The 18,334-nt window shown below is 62.6% G+C and carries 13 protein-coding genes, 1 tRNA gene and 2 pseudogenes; 9 read left to right on the forward strand and 7 right to left on the reverse strand.

Annotated features, from left to right (window positions below; all coding sequences use genetic code 11):
- Window positions 1–12: 12 nt before the first annotated feature.
- The gene (locus NVU01S_RS43845; protein ID WP_156161820.1) at window positions 13–318 is read left to right on the forward strand and encodes a MafI2 family immunity protein; all 306 of its coding nucleotides are present in this window, start codon (window positions 13–15) and stop codon (window positions 316–318) included.
- Window positions 319–483: 165 nt separating this feature from the next.
- Here NVU01S_RS43845 and NVU01S_RS45325 read toward each other — a convergent pair whose 3' ends face one another.
- Both NVU01S_RS45325 and NVU01S_RS45545 read right to left on the reverse strand, forming a co-directional pair.
- Window positions 484–1,515, reverse strand: a complete 1,032-nt coding sequence (locus NVU01S_RS45325) for a VWA domain-containing protein (protein ID WP_280140869.1) — start codon at window positions 1,513–1,515, stop codon at window positions 484–486.
- 58 nt (window positions 1,516–1,573) lie between these two features.
- Window positions 1,574–2,038, reverse strand: a pseudogene (locus NVU01S_RS45545) (hypothetical protein); the annotation flags it as partial.
- Window positions 2,039–2,459: 421 nt separating this feature from the next.
- On the opposite strand from NVU01S_RS45545, the gene NVU01S_RS38150 reads away from it, so the two are divergent.
- From NVU01S_RS38150 to NVU01S_RS38165, 4 genes are all read left to right on the forward strand, one after another.
- Window positions 2,460–4,421: a UvrD-helicase domain-containing protein gene (locus NVU01S_RS38150; RefSeq protein ID WP_167829430.1), complete on the forward strand. Its 1,962-nt coding sequence runs from the start codon at window positions 2,460–2,462 to the stop codon at window positions 4,419–4,421.
- 326 nt (window positions 4,422–4,747) lie between these two features.
- Window positions 4,748–6,148 (forward strand): SNIPE associated domain-containing protein, encoded by a 1,401-nt coding sequence (locus tag NVU01S_RS38155; RefSeq protein WP_082032303.1) that lies wholly within the window; start codon window positions 4,748–4,750, stop codon window positions 6,146–6,148.
- A gap of 55 nt (window positions 6,149–6,203) precedes the next feature.
- Entirely contained in the window at window positions 6,204–6,572 is a 369-nt protein-coding gene (locus tag NVU01S_RS38160; protein ID WP_063776035.1) for an effector-associated constant component EACC1, read from the forward strand.
- Window positions 6,569–7,834 (forward strand): caspase, EACC1-associated type, encoded by a 1,266-nt coding sequence (locus NVU01S_RS38165; RefSeq protein ID WP_052281098.1) that lies wholly within the window; start codon window positions 6,569–6,571, stop codon window positions 7,832–7,834. Before NVU01S_RS38160 ends, NVU01S_RS38165 begins: the two co-directional genes overlap by 4 nt.
- A gap of 1,668 nt (window positions 7,835–9,502) precedes the next feature.
- On the opposite strand, the gene NVU01S_RS38170 is transcribed toward NVU01S_RS38165, so the two are convergent.
- Together NVU01S_RS38170 and NVU01S_RS38175 are read right to left on the reverse strand one after the other, a co-directional pair.
- The gene (locus tag NVU01S_RS38170) at window positions 9,503–9,835 is read right to left on the reverse strand and encodes a hypothetical protein (protein WP_043677848.1); all 333 of its coding nucleotides are present in this window, start codon (window positions 9,833–9,835) and stop codon (window positions 9,503–9,505) included.
- 91 nt (window positions 9,836–9,926) lie between these two features.
- Complete coding sequence (locus NVU01S_RS38175; protein ID WP_167829431.1) at window positions 9,927–11,864, reverse strand: NucA/NucB deoxyribonuclease domain-containing protein; 1,938 nt, start codon at window positions 11,862–11,864, stop codon at window positions 9,927–9,929.
- A gap of 1,430 nt (window positions 11,865–13,294) precedes the next feature.
- Here NVU01S_RS38175 and NVU01S_RS38180 point away from each other — a divergent pair.
- From NVU01S_RS38180 to NVU01S_RS45555, 3 genes and pseudogenes are all read left to right on the forward strand, one after another.
- The gene (locus NVU01S_RS38180) at window positions 13,295–13,900 is read left to right on the forward strand and encodes a hypothetical protein (protein ID WP_052281100.1); all 606 of its coding nucleotides are present in this window, start codon (window positions 13,295–13,297) and stop codon (window positions 13,898–13,900) included.
- 1,339 nt (window positions 13,901–15,239) lie between these two features.
- Window positions 15,240–15,662 (forward strand): annotated as a pseudogene (locus NVU01S_RS45550) (DUF4192 family protein); the annotation flags it as partial.
- A 37-nt stretch (window positions 15,663–15,699) separates the two neighbouring features.
- Complete coding sequence (locus NVU01S_RS45555) at window positions 15,700–16,029, forward strand: hypothetical protein (RefSeq protein ID WP_342028820.1); 330 nt, start codon at window positions 15,700–15,702, stop codon at window positions 16,027–16,029.
- A 55-nt stretch (window positions 16,030–16,084) separates the two neighbouring features.
- Here the strand turns inward: NVU01S_RS45555 and NVU01S_RS38205 are convergent.
- Together NVU01S_RS38205 and NVU01S_RS38210 are read right to left on the reverse strand one after the other, a co-directional pair.
- A tRNA-Leu gene (locus tag NVU01S_RS38205) sits at window positions 16,085–16,169 on the reverse strand.
- Window positions 16,170–16,283: 114 nt separating this feature from the next.
- Window positions 16,284–17,153, reverse strand: coding sequence for an NAD(P)-dependent oxidoreductase (locus NVU01S_RS38210; RefSeq protein WP_043677856.1), 870 nt, complete (start codon window positions 17,151–17,153; stop codon window positions 16,284–16,286).
- A 145-nt stretch (window positions 17,154–17,298) separates the two neighbouring features.
- On the opposite strand from NVU01S_RS38210, the gene NVU01S_RS38215 reads away from it, so the two are divergent.
- Window positions 17,299–17,658, forward strand: a complete 360-nt coding sequence (locus NVU01S_RS38215; protein ID WP_014985515.1) for a winged helix-turn-helix transcriptional regulator — start codon at window positions 17,299–17,301, stop codon at window positions 17,656–17,658.
- 94 nt (window positions 17,659–17,752) lie between these two features.
- Here the strand turns inward: NVU01S_RS38215 and mug are convergent, their stop codons facing one another.
- A complete protein-coding gene (gene mug / locus NVU01S_RS38220) occupies window positions 17,753–18,322 on the reverse strand; it encodes a G/U mismatch-specific DNA glycosylase (protein WP_043677859.1) in 570 nt (189 codons plus the stop codon).
- Between the last annotated feature and the right edge of the window lie 12 nt (window positions 18,323–18,334).

Here is an 18,334-nt window from a genome sequence, read left to right on the forward strand (position 1 = left end):
AGAAAGGTTGAGATGAACGAAGAAATTGAACACGGCCGCGTGATTGTTGCCGTGAATCGTGCACTGCTCGGGGAAGTGTGCGACTCTTTTCGTGCGATCTACCTCAAAGTTGATGAAGGCACCCTCTATCTGCATTTCATAATCGATGGAACGCCTTCAGTCGGCGACATCGAATCAATACATGAAATCGGCGGCGAAACCATCGCAGATTTCACCGAACTGAATGTCGACGAGGAGTGGACGACTGTTGACTACCCGGAAAAAATAGAGATGCCTTCAGGGTGGGAAATGGTATTTCTCCGAAAGGAGTCACGCTGAAACATCTACCGGTTCGATGGCTGCGGCACACAGATGCTCGCGGCTGCCTCGGCAATGTTGGGCACCCTTCCCCGGGGGTGTGCGATTTCATGTTCGTGGCACCTCGCGTGCAGTGCACGCACGCGTCAACGGCGTGCGCGATGCGGTCGGTGGAGGCAGCCTGCGTCAACCCTGGGCTCGAGACCACGTGCTGAAGCCACGGACCAGCTCCGCGTAGAACTGTTCTCCGGGGACTGCGCCGGGATTCTTTCCGGTGTTGTAGAACGCGACATTGCGGAAGGTGGCGGAGGTTGACGAGTTGAGGTTCTTGTAGAACGCCATCTTCCCGCGGCCGAACCCGATAAAGATCCAGAACACTCCAAGCGTCGCGGAGTTCTGCAGCAGCGTTCGTACCGCCCCTTTATCGTCGGGTTCCTCTCCTACCTGGACGATGACCAACGCGGGATCTGCTGCACCCGACTCCTGGTAGTGATTGACCACACAACGCATCGCTTCATCGACTTGTGACCAGCCCCAGTCAACCTGGGTGTGCAATTGGCCGATCCTGCCCCGGTAGTTCCGCAGACTGAGGTCCTCGACGAACGGCTCGTGGCGACCCGAGAAGACCACAGGGACGGTGCCGTCGTCATCGAGGTTCGCCGCCAAAGCAAGAATTCGCTCAGCAAACGCTTGAACGGTAAAGGACTCGTACAGTTCCCGCATGTCGTAGCTGTGGTCGAGAACCAAATACACTGCGGCGCGTTGGCTTCCCATTCCCGCGTCTGCGAGCGCCCGGTTCGCTTCGGTCGCTACCGGCAGCAAGCCGGGCGCGATGTCGGTGACCTTCGCGAGTTGGGTCGGTGTCCTCGACCCCGGTGATGTACCTACATTTGCTGGGGCGGACGTCTCGTCGCTGTCGATATCGACCCCGTAGTCAGTTGCCAAGCCACCCAGGCCAGTAGCGTAGCCTTGGCCGACTGCTCGCACCTTCCAAGCATCATTGCGGCGGTACGCCTCGGCGATGACAACGACTGTCTCTCGATTGGTGAAGTCCGGGGCTGTGTATTCGATTGTCGGTCCGGGGTTTTGGGTGACGACCAACCGTGGGGCACGACCGAAAACTGTCCCCGGCCTCAATGGATCGATGCTCGCGACAACCACCACCGTGGCAACGTCGCGAGAGCCGTGCGAAGTCGACCTTGACTGTTGTACCGTCAACTTCGACTCCGTGTCGCCTCGGGTTGTTGTAGAACACCAGGTCACTGTCATCGCGCACCTTCCTCTCGGGACCGAGTAGCAGCGCCGAGACATCGATCGGTGTCTGATCCGATGCGAGGGAGAAGGACACCTGTCCTTCGTTGAGGGCGATATTCTCACCCTTGCGCAACGTGGTGCTCGTCATTGGCTTCCTAGGCTGAAGTGAGTGGACTCGACTCTGTCCGGGAGTTGCATCGCAGCAGGGGATTTCGGCGCTCAACCGTCCCCGGCTGGCGTAATCGGAAGTTTCTGCCCGACAGCGGATTTCGACGGGTGTCATTCCCTCGCTGAGGATTGAGACGTGACTATTGATGGGTATCGCAGTAAGACGGTTCTTGAATCGATGCCACGTGCAAGCTCCTCGCTCCGATGACTTCCCCGTAGTTGGCGCTGATCCAGACCCTGCCAAGTTACGAACGTATTCCATCAACCAGGGCGAGCAAGCGTCAAGACAACGACCGTACGTCAGTCGCTCGGCTGACATCGTTGTCCATGTAGGCGCATTGGATGGCGACGCGACCGTCTCAGTCAGGCAGTGTGTGGTACGGGTGTGACGCACGCACCGCGACGCGTTCTGTGCTTGAGCCGCACAGCGTGGGCAGCGGGAGCAACGCCCAGAATTGCACCCATGACCCAGTCCTGACTCAACGTACAGGCGGCAAAGTGCACACGGGAAACGCTGCGGGATAAAGGGATTCGTGCAGGTCGAGGCAGCTTGACCGATTCGTCTGCGACCGTCCTTATCGTCGTTCCGCGTGCGGAGTAGGGCTCCGCGGGTGATGGCCTGCGGCAGTGCCTTCCGTCGTAGCCAGAATTCTGCTGCTGCAGAACGTGATTCGGCCAATCGGGCGTACCCTCTGCGCTATCGTGATGAGGGGAAGTCATTCGAGGACGCAGGGGGACTCATGCCTGACATCATCCGTGAGCGGCGTCGGGGTTGGGTGGAGCGCCGTCTCGCCGAGATTTCTTCGCTGACCGCTGGCCAGCGCCGGTTTCTGTCAATTCCGATGATGGAAAGTCGATGGCATGTGCTCATCGACCGAGCGCCTGGTAGGGAGGATCGAGCGAAGGCTTTCGCGATCGGCCCGACGGGCGTATACGCGCTGGTGTTCACCGAGCGGGTGCCTGAACGGCAGGTCCTCCGTGCCATCCGCAAGCATGCGGAAGAGGCGTTTGCCGGCCTGGTGTTCGGACGCACTCAGTATGTGCCGCACATGCTGGAGATCCTGCTGCTTATGCCGCGAGCGGTGGCCACCGAGGCGCACGACCCATTTGTCTCAGTGGACGAGTTCACCTTGAGGAAGACGCTAATCGGTGGCGATAACACGTTGTCACTCAAGTGGATTCGTGAGTTCTCGGTCACCCTCGCGGGGCGCGACGATCGCTACGACTGGCTCAGCAGCGACGATGCGCCGGTCGCGGAACCCGTTGCGTCCGAATCACTTTTCGGTGTCACTGAACTGCAGGAGGATAAGCGCGGCACGATGCTCGGCCGTCCGTTCAAAGAATGGATGACCTTCCTCGACCCAGATCAAATCGGCTTGATGAACGTCAATTTCACCGGCCCGGCCCGCTTCAGTGGACCGGCGGGCACTGGGAAGACGGTGGTGGCGCTTCACCGGATGGCCCGATTCGTCAAGGCGAACCCTGGTCGGGTGCTGTTCACCAGCTTCGTGAAAACTCTTCCTACGTACCATGAATCGGCCTTCCACCGCCTTGCTCCGCAGGCCATCGACCGAGCCGAGTTCATCGGCCTACACGCTTGGACCACGCGGTTTCTCAAGAGACGAAAAGTCCCATACACCCTCGCGGACGACGACGCCCACGAAGATGCCTTCGCTCGCGCATGGTCCACGGCCCGGCACGTGCTCCGTGAGATCGGCGAAACGGACTACCAGTACTGGAAGGACGAGGTCGATCGGGTCATCAAGGGACGCGGTCTGCTGGACCTCGACATGTATAAGAAGGTCGGCCGTTCTGGCCGTGAGGGCGTCGGGCTTGGGCCGAAGCGTCGCGAGGACGTGTGGACGCTGTTCTACGAGCCGTACCAGGCGCGCCTCGAGGAACGGAGATTGGATGACTTCAACGACGTAATCGGGAAAGCGATCGATGAGCTTCGTGCTTGTCCGCTGGACGACACCGAGGACTTCGCCATGGTTGTTGTCGACGAGGTGCAGGACTTCACACTGATGCAGCTGATGCTGGTCCACCAGATTGCCGGCGGTGGGCAGGACGCTCAGTTGCTGCTGGTTGGTGACGGTCAGCAGCAGGTGTACGCCGGCGGCTGGAAGCTATCCGACGCTGGTATCCCGCTGCCTGGTGGCCGTGGGCGGGTGTTGAGGAAGAACTACCGCAATCGAGAAGCCGTCCTGCGGTTTGCACAGCGGGTAGAGGCCGCTAACACCGTCGATGACCTCGATGGTGGCCCCGGATTTGTCCTACGGGACAGTGAAACTGTTCTCCCCGGCGGCAAAGCTGTCGAGAAGCCGATACGTCGTGCCGAGGCTGGCGACGAACTCGTCCGCGCGCTGAACGAATTCGGGTACGCCGCATCCGATTCCGCCGTGATCGTTGGTAGTCGGCGAGATGCCGTCCGCTACCAGCATGTGCTCGAACGTGCAGGCCTGTCGGTGTTGTCGCTCGACAAATACGACGGTACTCAGCACGAGGCCATTAAGGTTGGCACGGTCCATCGAGCAAAGGGCATGGACTTCGCTGCCGTTTTCCATATCACCGACAAGCCGGACACCCCGCTCAACGAACTTACCGGTGGCGCCCGTGACAGGGCTGAACTTGCCGCGCGGCAGACCATGGTGGCGTTGACTCGCGCCCGAGACTTCGTCTGGGTAGGGACGATCCAAGACTGACCGAACCAGATTTGCAGTCGAGAACTACAACGACTCAGGAGAGTTCGTGTCTGATATCGCACGTTGGGCCTGGGATGGTCGCCGCGGCTGGCCTGTGCGACGTGTCTTTGAACAAGCACCGATGGGCGGTCGGATGAGATCGAAACTAGAGCTGCGATGAGGGACGAGCTCTGCAAAGTTCCAAATCTCGCAGGGCCACAAGCCTCAGGCAACGGCCAGGTGACACACGCAAGGTTGGCCGTCGACGGACACAGTCGAGACGCTCCGCCTTCGCATCAACGCCGATGCCGGCATCCTCGAAATAGCGACTGCGACAAGGGGGCTCGATGAGTGCTGTTCCGCCGAACTGGTATCCCGACCCGATGGACGACCGCCACCTGCGCTATTGGGATGGCACAGCCTGGACCGAGGACCGAATGCCGGTCTCCGCCGTCCAGCCAACATCACCCAGAGCCGCGCGGTCTGAAAAGGTTCCGCTACTCGGCTCACGCGGCTACGCGAAACGACAGGCACAGGACCTGGCGGCTGCTCTCGCCGAGATCCAACAGCTACGAGCACAATTGGTAGCCCTCGGCGGGCTCGAGGTAGCCGAGTTACAGCGTAAGCGTGACCAGTTCGCCGTGCAGATCGCAACGGAGCAGTCGCAGCTCGACAGTCTCCGCTCGCAAATCATCGCAACCAGTGACGAGCGGGTGCTGCAGGAAATCGGCATCTACGAATATCGTCATCCCTTGTCGGACGCGGTCGCCTATCGTGACGAGCTCAAGCACCTGCAGGGCGAGATCAAGGACATGGCGCGCCGCGATGGTGGTGCGATCGAGGCGCCGAAAGCATGGGTTGTCGAAGGCTCAGTCACCAATGGCCGCAGAATGGTTCGCGAATACTCGACGTTGATGCTGCGGGCCTACAATGCCGAAGCCGACAACCTGGTGCGTAGTCTCAAACCCTACAAGTTGAAGAGTGCGCTGGATCGCCTGAACAAGATGGTCACCGCATTCGAAAAGCTGGGCAGAACGATGGAGGTGCGAGTCGCGCCGGCCTATCATCAACTCCGTTGTCGTGAACTGGAAATGACTGCCGACTACCTCGAGACGGTCGCGCGCCAGAAGGAGCGCGAACGCGAGGAACGCGACCGTATGCGCGAGGAACGCAAGGTGCAGGAGGAGCTCGCGCGCGAGCGGGCGATAGCAGAAAAGGACCGTCAGCGGTACCTTGCCGCCCTCGCAACGCTCGAATCCTCGGGCTCGATGAATACCGAGAGCGCGGAGGATCTCCAAGCAAAGTTGAAGGCGGTGGACGAACGTGTAATCAGTATCGACTACCGCGAGAAAAATCTTCGCGCTGGATACATCTACGTCATCTCCAACATCGGTGCGTTCGGTGACCGTATGGTTCAGATCGGGTTGACCCGCCGCTGGGATCCGCGAGAACGTATCCGGGAGCTCGGCAGCACGGCTGTTCCGTTTCGATACGACGAGCACACCGTGTTTCTCCACCACGACGCTGTCGGGTTAGAAGAAGAGATACACAGGCGTTTGGCGCACAAGCGGGTCAATATGATCAACCGACGCCGAGAATTCTTCTACGCCACCCCTGCTGAGGTCCGCGAGCACCTTGAGGCCCTTGCTGGTCAACCTTTCGAGTTCAACGACCTCGCCGAAGCTGTGGAATTTCGTCAGAGCAGGGCTGCCGCGCGCGACATGGCTGCGGACGAATGGAATTCGTAAGGCGATTTACCCGGTTTCCAGGACTGCTCGAACCTCGCACGGCAGTATGAACTGCATGCCAGAATCCAAGGGCCAGTTGACAATCCGAACCAACGGCGGCGCCGATGAGCTCGTCCAGCTGCTTCAATGGTTCAACGGTGAGGACGAGTTGCGGGGGAGGGTGCGTTTGCCCCAGAATCAGATTCGCCCGGGCGAGATGGGAAACATCTACGACGTGCTCGTCGTCGCGGTCGGCGCAGGAGGAATCGCACCCGCGTTGGCTTCGTCATTGACTACGTGGCTGTCCAACCGGAGATCCGACATAACCGTCACCCTTAGGCGCGACGACAACACCGAGATCACCGTAGATGCCAAGCGAGTCCGAACTCCGGAGATCGCCGAGGCGTTGCGGCGAATGCTAGAACCACCGAGCAACCTGCAGTGACTGCAGCACCTCGCAGCGGCTGGCGCGCCGTCCTGGTCGGTGTCAGCCGGTACAGCCATCCCGGTACACCCGATATCCCGGCCGCTGCCAACAACGTCGCAGATCTCGCAGAACTCCTGACGGCGGTCACTGGCACCGGGCTGGCCGATGACCACTGCAGTGTGCTGATCGATCCTGGTGACAGCGGGCAGGTCGGTAAGGCGGTCCGCAACGCCGCGTTGGAAGCCGAAGAAGTTCTGGTGGTGTACTACACCGGACACGGCATGGTCGATGATCGCGGGCGTCTGCACTTGGCGCTGCCGAACAGCGACCGCGACCATCTCGCCTGGAGTTCCGTGCCCTTCGCGACGCTGCGTGAAGAACTCACCAGAAGTTCTGCGCGTGCACGCGTCCTGATCCTGGACTGCTGCTTCTCCGGACGGGCTTTCGAAGCTATGAGTTCGTCGGCGTCCGTCGTCGACGGTCAACTCGACCTTCACGGCACTTACACAATGGTGTCCTCAAGCGCAGACGAAACCTCGTTCGCACCCGAAGGGTACCGCAACACCGCGTTCACCGCGGCCCTGCTCAACGCTGCCGCCGGCACCGACTACACCCTTGACGAGCTCTATCAACAAATTGATCGACTCCTACGTCAACGTGGCCACCCAAGCCCCCGACGGCGAAGCGTCAACGTTGCTGGAGACCTGCGTATTTTTAGCGGGAGTCAACCCGCCGACATCGGAGACCCGAAGGAACTGTTCGAGCGCGGCCTTGAGGCTGCGGACCACGGCGACCTTCTCCAGGCAGAGTCCTCTTGGCGGAAGGCCGCGTCCCAAGGCCACCCCGGCGCGATGAACAATCTCGGCAATCTGCTCACTACTCGAAGGAAAACCGCGGAAGCGCACGATTGGTATCGCAAGGCCGCAGAACAAGGAAGTCTTGTCGCCATGGTCAACCTGGCGAACCTTCTGCATAGGGTCAAGGAATTCAATGACGCCAAACAATGGTGGCGCCGTGCCGCCGAGTTCGGCAATGCCGACGCCATGCACAATCTCGCCGTTGCGCTCGACAAATCGCTCCACATAGACGAAGCAATCGCCTGGTACGAGCAGGCCGCACGAGCCGGCCACACTGACTCGATGCACAACCTTGCGATCCGCCTTCGCTACCTCGGGCAACTCAAAGAGGCAACGGGCTGGTGGCACCGTGCTGGACACCGGCATGCACAACGCGCCAACGAGAAGCCGCGAGGTCTGGTCGTGCGAAGGCCGTCACGATGAATCGCCGCACCCGCAATTCCTTGGTCTCTGCCAAGCTTGGCGACGGTAAGGGTGGCGCGCTTGTCGTTGGCGCTAAAGATCGTCTGTAGCCCAGGATCATGAGCGGCGGGAGTGGCGCAGGTTCGTCGGCTCAGCTCATCAAGACTTGCGCCGCAAGACTTGTCGACGGGTGAGTCTGGTGCTGTTCAGTTCCAGACACTTGCTGCCGAGATGAGCATCCCTCAAACGTCCGGGCGATCCCGGTATCCGTAGACGCCCCAATCATCGCCGGCCAGGTACGCGGCGTGTTGGGCGTCCGCCCTCGCAGCGACCTCCCGAGCCACAGTAGCGCGATCTCTTGACCGTAGCCACATCAGCCAACCGGCGGACCCAGCCATCCAGGCCGAACCAACGACAACTCCCCATGGCTGACCGAGGACAATGTTGTTCACTACCGCAGCGGTAGCAAGCCCGAGGCTGGCGACGGCGGACACTTTTCGGATGCCGCCCTACGGTGCGGATCACCCAGTTCACACCACGGATTACCTGATCGGGATGAGTCACACACCACTTCACGACCAGGTACAGCAAAACATACGGGAGGAACAGCACGACTGCGGCAACCCTCCAGGCCCGTGAGCCGCCGGTTGCGGCAGGGGCGCGCGTTTCACCCATACTCAGTATCCGCTTTGGCAGCCCTGTCCGTTGCAGTTGAGCCCGTGCCTCCCGTGACATACTCGAACACGAGCGGCTCGACCAACGTCGGCGCCTCAACCTACTGCGGTTTCGAATCCATGGATCCCGACAACCTCGATTAACGTCCGGCCCGCACATGACAGCACACAGATACTGGGACTTCAGTTCAAAAAAAAGCCGAAATCCCTTGCGTTGCAAGGAATTTCGGCTCTCACTGTGTCCGGAGGGGGACACAACCAATACGCACACCGACTTCATCACCAGACATCGCTGCAACTGGATGCCTAGCGGTCGGAGGCGCCGGCCGAGCGGAACTACCGGCTGGGTCGGCTGCCACGGCGCCGACCTGCTCGGGCTACGGTGGAGCCGTTTACGTGACGTATCAGCGCCGAAACCTTCCAAACTGCGCCGCGATCGGCTTGAGCCGATCGCCTTGCGGGGACGGCCGCGATACACGCTGCGGCCCACCAGCCCGCACCCGAGCCAACCGACAACGGTAGCGTTCCGCGATCCCGGCCAGTGGCGCGAACCTCGAAACCGGCAACAGTTGTGCCGCTCTCAGGGCTTCTAGGTCGGCGAAGGGACACCCTCGACACCGCCGCGCCGCTGGAACCGCGGCCTCGGCCAGCGCGAACTTGAATTGCTCGCTTTCGATCCGCAGCCGCCGCTCCTCAGCCCACCACGGGCGCCGGCAGGACCGCTCGGGCGCGGTTCGAGGGCTTTCGCACCCGCCTCCAGGAAGGCCTGCTTCCATTTCGACACTGCCACCGCGCTCACGCCACAGGATGCCACCGGTGAGTGGAGCTTCGAGGAACGCCCTCGGACAGGGTGCGATCCTGACGCGCCGGATGTACCGGCGGCAGCTCGCGGTCTGGCAGGCCGGGTCGCTCTTTCAATTCCAGGTTGACACCGACACCGCCACGCTGCGGATGGGCCGACGTGGCACGGTCAAACCAGACGGTTGTCGAAAAGTAGCCAGAAGCGCAGGCGTGGTCAGTTGCCGGGGCCGGTGGCGGTCCAACCGCCGTCTTGCTCTGTGACTGCAGGGCCCTGCGGCGTGAGTTCCTCGGGGCCGGTGCCGGGGCCGGGTTTGGAGTCGCCGACGAAATCTTTGGCGGTCTTGGGGGCGGGGCCGTCGAGGCTGGGTTCTTCGAGATCGTCGAGCCCGTCTGTCTGCTCGTCCAGTGGGTTGTTGTTGTCGACCACGGTGTAGTCCTTCAGGTTCGAGGTTGGTTTGCTTGTCGAGCTGGCGAGCAGTACCCCGCCCACGGCCGAGGCGGTCGCTACGAGCACGACAGCGACCGCGATCGTCGTCTTTCGTTGCATCTGCTCCTCCTCTGGATATTTGCCCCTCAGTGAATTGCTATTGCTCAGTCCACTGTAGGTGGCGGCTATGCGTACAGCTACGGTCCAGCGGTCAGGGCAGATGTCCGCCCGCTGCGAGAACGTAGAAGCTGTCGTTGTCGATGACTCGGTTCGATCCGTAGAAACTTCCCAGCCAGCTGCCGGCCAGTCGATTCTGCGGGTCATCGATCATGCACACGCTCCAGCCTGTGGCGGTCGAGCCGTTCAAGTCCGGGACGTGGCATTGAGGATTGAAGGTCCGGCCGGCGTTGGGTGCTCGGTTGGCGCCTTCTTTGGTGGACGCGAAGGGGAATTCATCGCAGCTGCGGCCGGTGATGCCGTTTTGTCGGTCCCGCATGATCGCAGTGCCCGATGGGCATGAGACGCGTCGGTTCTGATTGCGGGCGGCGACGTTTGCTTCGCGGTGAAGCGGGCTCGAGCTGGTGCCGGGGATGCCTGCCGCCAGGGCTGCGCTGACGTGACCGACAGCCTCGGGATAGAGAGCCGGGTCCATGTCGAACGCTGGTGTGGTGCTGGGGAATACACAGCCCTGCCGGAAGCCCGCGCTGGTGCGCATTGTCTTGTCGCAGCGCAGAGTGTTCATATCGAACCAAACTTTGCCCGTGTCGCTGTAGCTTGCGTCGAAATTGCCGAACTTGACCTCGAGGCGGGTACCGCGGGTGTCGACTGCGCCGTCGTTCATCGACTGTTCGTCGAACCACATCTGTACTGTCAGACTGCTGCCCTGGGGGACCGCGGTGCCCTGTTTCGGTCCGGCATAGCGGGAGTTGGTCTTGTCGAAGTTCGCGCCGCTGACCTTGTACAGGAACACTGGTTGCCCAACTGCTCCGCTGGCAGCACCGAATTCGAATTTGAATTCTTGAACGAAACCACCGGCCTTATGGGAGCTGCGGATACCGCCGGTGACGGTGACCGGGATGGTGCTGACAGTATTGCCGCGGATGTATTTTATCGGCTCCTGGTATCTCAAGCATCCGAACTTCCGTCCGCCTCGCCACTGTTTGTCGGCCGGAGCGTTGAAGCAGCGTGGATCGATCACCGCATCGGAGGTATCGATATCGGGCAGTGTCGGCTCCTCCAGATCAGCCAGGTTCCATCCGACACAGTTCGGTTCGCAGCTCTCCTTACCTATCGATGGGCCCGACACGAGCTGGATGCCTTGATTGGCCGGTGCCCCTGCCCGGGAGTCAGCGGCAAAGCCAGCGACCGTCGTCGGGCTCGGCCCCTCCACATTCGGGGCGATTTCACCGTCGTCGACGACGGCGGCGTCGGCAATCTGTTGGGTGGGCCAGCTCATGAGCCCGTACTCGAATTGCTGGCTGCTATTGGATCCGTTCACGGTTTGGTCAGCGGCGGGGTAACCCCAGCTGCCTTGTTCGTAGCCCGAGTAAGCCCATTTGGTGAGAATTCCACCAGTGACAGGGTGCGGCCCAAACTGCGGGTGCCAGTAGATGACGCCGTGTTCGAACCGGTTGAATCGGCCCTGCCCGTCGGCGGTCTTGGTTTCATCGGAGATGGGGTATCCGAGATATCCACCCTCCCAACCGGTTTGGCCCCATTTGTCGCGGATCGCACCGGCGACGTAGTACGCCTCGTTGAGTTTCCAGTAGACGGTGCCGCCTTGGAAGTATTGGCGTCGTCCGATGTTGTCGGGGTTGACGATTTCATCCGAGGTCGGGTATCCGAGGACTCCGCCTTCCCAGCCGTTGCGTTGCCAGGCCGCGAAGAAATGGTTGACCACCGGGTGCGCGCCTCCGGCCGGGGACCAGTAGATCGGCCCGTTCTGGAAGGTGGAGCGTTTCCCGACGCCGTCGGGATTGGCGAGTTCGTTCGAGGTCGGGAACAGCAGGAAACTGTTCGGCCCGCCGAGTTCGTTGTATTTGTCGCGGATCGCGCCACACACCTCATACGGGGCCGGCCAATACACCTGACACCCCGGCGCCGCCAACGCCGAACGCTGTTGCGGGCGTGCGGCGAGCGCGGCTTCCATGGTCTCTGCTTTGTCGGCCTGTTCCTTGCTGAACCCGCCCGGGACCTCTTGGCAGTCCGAGCGCATCCGTCCCGGCGTCACACTCGACTGGGGATCGGCGGTGGGTTCCCACTTTTCCGGTGCCCGCGTTCGTGATCCGGGAACACAGGAGCCACTCGCGGGTGCGCTCGTGCGCGGTGACGTAGGCGCTGTCGTCGTGGCCGGCGCCGGTGACTGGGGAGCAGTCGTCGTCGGTGCCGGTGTAGTCGTCTGGTTGGACGAAGCAGTCGTAGGGCCCCGGCTCGGAGCCGACGGCTGGGCAGTGCTGGGCGGTGTTGCCGGTGCAGTGGTCGATGTCGGTGGCGGGCTCGTGGTCGGTTCCGCAGCAACCGGTTGCGTACCTGCCATGACTATCAGGACCGCGAGGCCGGTCACCGCTGCCCACACGAAACCTCGATGAGCTGCGCGGGACTGCTGAAGTGCTGAAGCCCATGAACGTGTCACCCGAAACCCCCTCCATCAGGATTGCCAGACCGTAGCTGGCGCACGGTTCACAGTGTCACACACAATCGTTCCTGTCACGAACCACCAACTGGGGAACACCGTCCAGAGCCAGCGCACCCCAAATCCATCGCCCTAAGTAACGGTCAGTCCGACGTACCGTGCTGCCTTGACGATCCCCGGCCCTGCGCCAGGACCGGGAATCGGCGCGGTGCGACGGCGGGCCCGTGGACGTCGCTGGTGATTCCAGTAGTAGTAAACGGCCTGAGTTGCATCGTCATTGCCCGACGTCACCGACCGTTCACCGCGCACATCGAGCGTCGCGGGATGCGTCATACCGAGGCAGGCTCCTCACCGCGGGCGGCGAATTCGGTGGGGCGGAGGTTGCGGAGGCAGGATGCGATGCCTACTTCTATTCAGTGCAGGGCCTAAGGGGACTCGAACCCCCGACCTCCACACAGGGATTCAAGGCCGCACGGGACGTCTCATAACGTTCCAAAAGCGCTCATAAACTGCGGCGATGGCGAATTGCCATGACCGGAGACTTCCCGACACATCCCATCGTTTTCCATCCAAACCATGGGGGAAACCATGGGACGTGTGAAGTCTGCCCCACCCGCTCCACTGCGACGCAGAAGTCACCAGCTCTGCGTCTGCACGGGTTTCGATCTTGTTGAGAGCCCGCTTACGCGGAACCGGTTTGCGCTCTGAACACCGTTGCACCCGACATCGTGCACTCCCCCGTCGAGTGGCGAGGAGGCCGTCGCGCTGGGGTCTGCACGTGATCCTGGGCGCCGCAGTGCCCGTCGAGAACCTTTGTGACTCTTCGCCTCTCTCGACATCCCACCGCGGAGAGTGTTCCATGTCACCGGGGGTCTTCGTTCTACCCAGAATCGGCCGCCGCCGGGCACGAGCTCAATCAGCCTGACGCTCGAAAGGAGAACGCTCACATGGACATCGACATCTCGTGTCCACGTTGCCTGCGGATCGACGCGATCCAGAACGTGGAAGCACTTCGCGCCGAAGGCATATCCACCAGCTACAGCACCGCCAACTACACCGGTGTCGGCGTGTCCACCACAGGACTGCTGCCGGTAATCGGCACCGCGGACGTGGAACGCACCCATGTCACCGCGCTCGCCAAAAAGTTGGCCTTCGCGCCCGCACAGCAATCGGCCGCTCGTCTGGTGTCAGTCGGACTCCTGCTCGTGTCCCCGGCATTCGTCATGCTGATCCTCGCGGCACTGGCCGCCTCCGAACCTCGTGAATCCGGACTCGTAATCACCATCATCCAGACCCTCATGGCGCTCGCATTCATGGCCACACCCGGCGCTGTCGTTCTGGCGCTCGCGGCGCAGCGAATCCGTCGTAACAACAGGATCGCCCGAGGGCGCCCCGCCGCATATGCGGTGTGGCGCTGCGCCTTCTACTGCTTTCGCTGCAATGTTGTCTATTGGCCGTCCGCACCGGCCGCCGGCCTGCCGACCCGCCAGGCCCTTTCTTTGGACCACTTCCGCTGGTACGTCTGGAATACCGGAGGCTACGTGAATGTCTGAATCGGATTACGACGAATGACTGCACCACGCAATCGGTCCGCCCTCACTTCTACTCGTGTCGCTTACGGGACGTTGTCGCACTGCTCTCGATAGTCTCGTTGCTCGTCCTGTCATCGGACTTCGTGTCGGTCGCGATTCGGCTATCTGCTTCTATGCGTCCGGCGATCGTATCTAGCGAAACCGATGTAGCCGGGGTCGTTCGGGCGGCGGCGATCAGCCGCCGCGCTTGCTGGGTGGTGATTTCGAGCAGTTCTGCCACGTCTTCGTCGGATTGACCCTGCTCCGGCAATACGGCTGCTGCGGCGGCTTGTCGTGCGCGATGTTTGCCGATCTCGGTGTCCGCGAGGGCCTTTCAGTTCCTGAATCTTCTGCTGACAGATCTCGACTTCCTGATCGCGTTTGGTCTCGCAGTCGGTGATAGCCACCCACGACGCGATGTATTTCTTTACCGCCTCGGTGATGGACTTCTCGCGTCGGCGCGCTTCGGCGCGGCGCGCCAGGACCCGTTTCCGGGTCCGGTCCAGGCGTTGCTGGGCTTCGGGGTGGCGGGTTAGACGGTGGGAAGTGGCCGCCCCTGGATTCGGCATGGCGAGACTCCTGCTGCACTGTCCACCTGATTCTCCCGCTCACCAGCCTACCGGCGGACCCGCCGTGCCTTGCTTCGGGAGCGGCGAACGCTAGCTCGCGCGCCACGCTTCGCTGAGACCTGCCGCAAGGAAACGCCATCAGCGCGCCGAGGCTGCAGCTAGGGCTGCCGATCTTCTCGCCGAGGTGCGCTACACAGGGATCCGCCGGCGCTCTCGGCGGCGCGGCGTCACTGTTCGAACGACCCAGACTCGCCTGGAAGGTCACCGATCGTGTCGCCTGCCAAGAGGGTCGGCCGACGTCGCCTCGAGTTCCCACTGATCAGACAACCGTTGTCGGCCAACGGCTCCGGCCGTCCGTCGCGTGTTGCCGTGGTGCCCGAGCGAGGTCGCGCCCGCTCGCGATTGCGTGTGGCTCGCTGCTGCTGGCCGGTTGGCGCCGTGAACGCGCGGCTTGATTCGACCGGGACATGACTGGCCCTCGACCGACTCGTCAACTGATCTCCGCTCACCAGCGGACGGGCGTTCTCAGCTGTGCGGACGGACGTGTCGAAATGCTCGGCGGCGCGTGCCACCGCGGATCTACCCATTAAGTGCTAGTCGAAAGGAAGTGCAGTTCCATGGACAACGAGACATCCACCCACCAGAATTTCCAGGTACCCCGGCCAGCCCCCGCTGGCACTGTTCAGCCCTCAACGGCGAAAGCCCCTGTGTTGGTAGGTGACCCGGGTGAACTGATCGCTGGGATTCCCGCCATGATCGGGTTCCCGCCGCGGCGTTCGCTGGTCGTGCTCATCCTGCGTCCGGTGCAGGACGCTAACGCCGTGCTCGTCGACTCGGTGATGCGGATCGATCTCGATCAGAACGACGGCCACACCCCGCTGCAAGCTGCCACGGTGGCTAACTGCATCGCAAAGGTCACCGCAACCGAAGACCGGCCGGCGGTACTCGCGGTCGTCGTCGCTGACCTCGCCAGGTTGCTCGCCTCCTCAGAAATCGACCTCGCCGCGGCGTGGGCAGTGCAGGCAATCGAGTCCGAGCAGCCGTGGTGGACCCTGATCGGGTCCGCGAGGGCCGGAATCTTGCCTGATCCAGCCCGTTCGACGATCGCCGACGGTGCGACCGTCTTCGCCTCTCGCGCCAAACTGGAAGTTCGAACAGTCACAGACAGACAACAGTGCAGCGGTCGCGTCCGCTACCGCTCTCCGGGAATCCTTGACCGACTACGACCGCAAACTCAACTACTACCGCGCCGCGCTCGAGGCGGGCACCGACCCTCAACTGATCGCCGGCTGGACCCGCCAAGTCCAAGCCGAACGCGACGCCGCTGCCGGGCAACTCCTCGCCACGGAAGCCGCTGCAGAAGCCCGTCCGACCCTGAACCGCAACGAAATTCACGAACTCGTCAACGCGTTCGGCGGCCTTATCAAGATCCTGCACGCCGCTGGCTGGTGCACCTCGAGTTCAGGCAGTCGAGCTCAGGAGGGGGTCCGGGGGCGAAGCCCGCCGGGCGGGGTGTGGGGGCTGCGCCCCCACAAAAAATGACGAAACGAGAAACGGCCCATGCTCTCCATGAGCATGGGCCGTCCATCGAGTGAAGTGTCCGGAGGGGGACTTGAACCCCCACGCCCGATAAAGGGCACTAGCACCTCAAGCTAGCGCGTCTGCCATTCCGCCACCCGGACCGGTGGTGCTCAAGAAGATTATCGGATGTGGGCGCGTGGACCAAATCGCGGTTCTACCTCGCGTTTTGCGTGGGATTTGGGGGCCGGCAGGGAGGGCGGCCCCGGTCGAGTGGGTCAGTGGAGTTCTTCGACGGTGCGGGCCAGGTCGGCGGCGCCGTTGCCGTCGGCTACTTGGCGGTCGATGAGGGTTTTGAGGGGGGCGATGAAGTCGGTGGTGACGCCGGCGTCGCGGGTTGCGCGGGTGATGGCGTCGATGGCGGCTTTGTGGAAGGAGATGGTTTGGGTGGGGTCGGCGTAGTTGCCGGAGTCGATGAGGGCGCCGAAGGCTGGCAGGGATTGGGTCATGGCGCTCACCCAGCGCATGGCGCGTTCGGCGAATTCGGTGGCGGGGACGCCGACGGAGCGCATCATGGCGGCGCCGTGCAGGAAGCCGCCGAACATGGTGTACATGCCGGAGAGCAGGGCGAAGTCGTAGGTGGCGGCGAGGCCGGCGTCGTCGCCGAAATATTCTGCGGTGGCGAACAATTGGAGGGTCGGGAGGTTGTTTTCGTAGACGAGGCGGGAGCCGCTGTAGAGGATGGACGCGCCCGGATGGCCGATCATCGGGGGCACGGCCATGATGCCGCCGTCGAGGTAGTCGATGCCGTGTTCGGCGGCCCAGGCGGCGAGTTCGCGGGCCTCGTTGGGGGCGGTGCTGGTCAGGTTGACGAGTTGTCTGCCGCGGAGCTTTTCGGCGACGGGGTCGAGGGTTTCGTGCACGGAGGCGTGGTCGAACAGGACGGCGATGATCGGGCCACCCGCGTCGAGCGCTTCGGCGACCGTGGCCGCACTGACGGCGCCCGCGGCGGTGAGGTCGGCGTCCTTGCCGGGGGTGCGATTCCACACCACGGCCTGCTTGCCGCCTTTGAGCACGGTTGCGGCCAGGACCTGGCCCATCGCGCCGAGGCCGAGGACCGTCACCGGGGTGTTCGTGGATTCCGCCATTGCGGGGTCAACTCCTTGAAAGTTCGTGAACTGAGTGGTCAGCGCGCTGATTCCAAGGCTGCTCGTTGCCTGCGATTGCGACAAGTACCTACTATTTTGTCGGGTACTTACCGCTGGGTATGTGAACAGGTAGCGAGGTCGGACGATGGGCGAGAAGAGATCGGGGCCATACTTCTGTGGCATCGACGCCGCGATGGACGTGATCGGCGGCAAATGGAAATCGCTGATTCTCTGGGAGCTGGAGAACCACGGGGTCCGGCGCTTCGGGGAGCTGCGCCGCGGCCTGCCCGGCGTCTCGGAGAAGATGCTGATCCAGCAGCTGCGCGAACTGGAGCAGGACGGGATCGTGCACCGCGAGGTCTATCGCGAAGTGCCGCCGCGGGTCGAATATCAGCTCACGGAACTCGGTGTCGCGCTCAACCGCGCACTGGAGCCGCTCGGTGAATGGGGTAAGCGGCGGATCGATCGGATCGGCGCGGAGCGTGTGCATCCGGTGGGCGCTTGAACCGCAACGAGACCGCGTGGAATCGGCCGCGCCGCAGGCGAATCCGCTGGGTGCGCGCAACTTGATCGACCCAGGCATTCGGAACCTTTGCGGCTCAGGGGGAATGCTTGTCGACCGCCTCGCGCAACGTCCGGAATTCCGCGGCGAGGGCATCGAGGGTGTAGTGGGCGTTGAGCCCACTGGGGTTGGGCAGCACCCAAAGTGCCGTTTCCCCGATCTGCTCGGGTTGGGGACCGACTGTGGTACGCGGACGGCCGAAAGCTGTGCGGTAGGCGCCGATACCGAGGACGGCCAGTACTCGGGGTTGATATTGCTCGACCCTTTCGACCAAAGCGCGTCCACCGGCGCGCAGTTCGTCGGCGGTCAGTTCCTCGGCCTTGGCGGTCGTGCGTGCGGCCACGTTCGTGATGCCCAAGCCCAGGTCGAGTAGTTCTTGCTGTTCGCCGGGCTGCATCAGGCGTGGCGTGAAACCGGATCGGTGCAGGGCGGGCCAGAACCGATTGCCCGGACGGGCGAAGTGGTGTCCGGTGGCCCCGGACCACAGGCCCGGATTGATGCCGCAGAACAGCACCCGCAAGGCGGGACCGATCAGATCGGGAATAGTCCTGTCCTGCGCCGCGGCCAGATCCGCGGGCGACGGCCGTGCTGACGAACCAGAACCCATTCCGTCAGTCTG

The sequence above is a fragment of the Nocardia vulneris genome (assembly GCF_001613425.1).
GTDB lineage: Bacteria > Actinomycetota > Actinomycetes > Mycobacteriales > Mycobacteriaceae > Nocardia > Nocardia vulneris.

Excerpts from the sequence above, each read along its gene's own strand:
- NVU01S_RS38175 (WP_167829431.1), bottom strand. The coding sequence starts at position 11,864 with ATGGAAGCCGCGCTCGCCGCACGCCCGCAACAGCGTTCGGCGTTGGCG.
- NVU01S_RS38180 (WP_052281100.1), top strand. The coding sequence starts at position 13,295 with ATGGACATCGACATCTCGTGTCCACGTTGCCTGCGGATCGACGCGATC.
- NVU01S_RS38150 (WP_167829430.1), top strand. The coding sequence starts at position 2,460 with ATGCCTGACATCATCCGTGAGCGGCGTCGGGGTTGGGTGGAGCGCCGT.
- NVU01S_RS38160 (WP_063776035.1), top strand. The coding sequence starts at position 6,204 with ATGCCAGAATCCAAGGGCCAGTTGACAATCCGAACCAACGGCGGCGCC.
- NVU01S_RS38215 (WP_014985515.1), top strand. The coding sequence starts at position 17,299 with ATGGGCGAGAAGAGATCGGGGCCATACTTCTGTGGCATCGACGCCGCG.
- mug (WP_043677859.1), bottom strand. The coding sequence starts at position 18,322 with ATGGGTTCTGGTTCGTCAGCACGGCCGTCGCCCGCGGATCTGGCCGCG.
- NVU01S_RS38210 (WP_043677856.1), bottom strand. The coding sequence starts at position 17,153 with ATGGCGGAATCCACGAACACCCCGGTGACGGTCCTCGGCCTCGGCGCG.
- NVU01S_RS38170 (WP_043677848.1), bottom strand. The coding sequence starts at position 9,835 with ATGCAACGAAAGACGACGATCGCGGTCGCTGTCGTGCTCGTAGCGACC.
- NVU01S_RS43845 (WP_156161820.1), top strand. The coding sequence starts at position 13 with ATGAACGAAGAAATTGAACACGGCCGCGTGATTGTTGCCGTGAATCGT.
- NVU01S_RS38155 (WP_082032303.1), top strand. The coding sequence starts at position 4,748 with ATGAGTGCTGTTCCGCCGAACTGGTATCCCGACCCGATGGACGACCGC.